Raw genomic sequence first — 1,593 nt, forward strand, 5'->3', positions numbered from 1 at the left:
TACTGCCAAACTTCCTTATCATCTAAAAAAGCATGGACACACACCTGTCTATCAATTTGCCCCCTGCTGAACGATTTGTTCCACCTTTCATACCAATCTGACGCCATGACACCGGGACATGCCGTCGAATGAACCATTATGCCCTTTGGCTTAATCTTTTTCCCTGCTGCAAAACAGTCATTCTCAATCATATATCTCGTATGCAAGTTATTTGGTTTACTCATACTATTCATGCTTATCTCCTCCGCTATTTATCTGTTCCAGCACATCTATAAGTTTTTCCGGTACCGGTAACCCTAGTCTTGCTGCATTTTCCACGATACTAATTCCTTCATTAGATAGATAGAAGAAAATCACAGCAGTCCGGATAGCACTCCCGTTCCCATTAATATTTCCATCGACAATATGGGCAACTCCTACAAGTGAAAAGATTACCACTTTCCTAAAGATTCCTTTGGCTCCAATTTCGCTTGATAGGTTCTTATTAATAACAGCACACATTACACCCAAAATGTAATCTAGCACTACAAAAACAACTAACGCATATAAGAAACCATCGTACCCTCCTAGAAACCAACCTAGCCAACCACCAAGTGCCGACAACGCAACTTGTATCATATTTATAAATTCCTTCATGGTAGTCCTCCCATCAAAAAAGGAGCTTACGCTCCATAGTTTTTGCATCAAATCATTCAATAATCCTAAAGAAATCAAAGTAGCTCGGTAGCGCATTACCTCTTGCCCCAATTCCCACGCGGCCCGGTGTAAATGAAGGAGTAAACGAAGATAAGAGCTTCGGAAATCCCACTCCATCAGAAGACAAGTAATACGTTAAAGTAATGCCATCCCAAACAATTTTAAGATAAATATACGATGGACCATAGTTAATGGCTTTTCTCTCAGTACCCCAAGAAGTCCAGCTGTTCCACTTCTCTGCCCGAATTCTTGTGGGGCTTCCTGAGCCATCTTTACCAATTGCAAGCGCTTCAATATTTCCATCTGTAACCGGTAGAACTATCATCCCAGCAAATGAATCACTTATATAGTCACCTCCAAAATGAACCTTTGCAAGCGCCTCCCAGGATTCTGCAGGGACATTTTGCACTAAACACCGCCACCGACTATCGCCTGCAGGTATAATCCCAATCTTCCCATCAATATCACCTTCAGATGCTGTTGCTGTCCCTTGGTTCGCCCATACCCATTTATTATCGATCACAGAATCGTTAAATTCGTCGTCAAGACTACTTGGATTGGCTGGTGGCTCATCAATCGGATTAGGATAACTGGATCCTCCTCCACCTGTAGCTGCTATCGTAATGAGTTTCTGTTCATCATTTTGTGAGATGGAGACATTCGCTCCGGCAGCAAGTGTAACCTCGCCGGATAGTGCATTACCGCCCGAACGCTTAATTCCGGTAACTCGAATAAGAGCCTCATGCAGATCTCCAGCATGTCTCTCTGCATTTAGATATTGCTGATGATCGTCCGCATCCAGACCACCTAACACACCATGCGTGTGGTTATGATTAATGCTTGCAGGGCTTTCTGAAGCAGGAGACGATAAGGCACTATTCTGAGTAAACATAGATA

2 protein-coding genes and 1 pseudogene are annotated in these 1,593 nt (G+C 43.0%); all 3 read right to left on the reverse strand.

Annotation, left to right across the window (positions count from 1 at the left end; genetic code table 11):
- Positions 1 to 233: pseudogene (locus HGJ98_RS08885) on the reverse strand (hypothetical protein); the annotation flags it as partial.
- On the reverse strand, positions 226 to 636 hold the full coding sequence (locus HGJ98_RS08890) for a holin family protein (protein ID WP_291350711.1): 411 nt from the start codon (positions 634 to 636) through the stop codon (positions 226 to 228). The gene HGJ98_RS08890 and the pseudogene HGJ98_RS08885, both read right to left, overlap by 8 nt.
- A 52-nt stretch (positions 637 to 688) precedes the next feature.
- On the reverse strand, positions 689 to 1,593 hold a 905-nt coding region (locus HGJ98_RS08895; RefSeq protein ID WP_291350712.1), incomplete at its 5' end, for a hypothetical protein.

It is taken from the genome of Desulfosporosinus sp., assembly GCF_014237355.1.
GTDB lineage: Bacteria > Bacillota > Desulfitobacteriia > Desulfitobacteriales > Desulfitobacteriaceae > Desulfosporosinus.

Excerpts from the sequence above, each read along its gene's own strand:
- HGJ98_RS08890 (WP_291350711.1), bottom strand. The coding sequence starts at position 636 with ATGAAGGAATTTATAAATATGATACAAGTTGCGTTGTCGGCACTTGGT.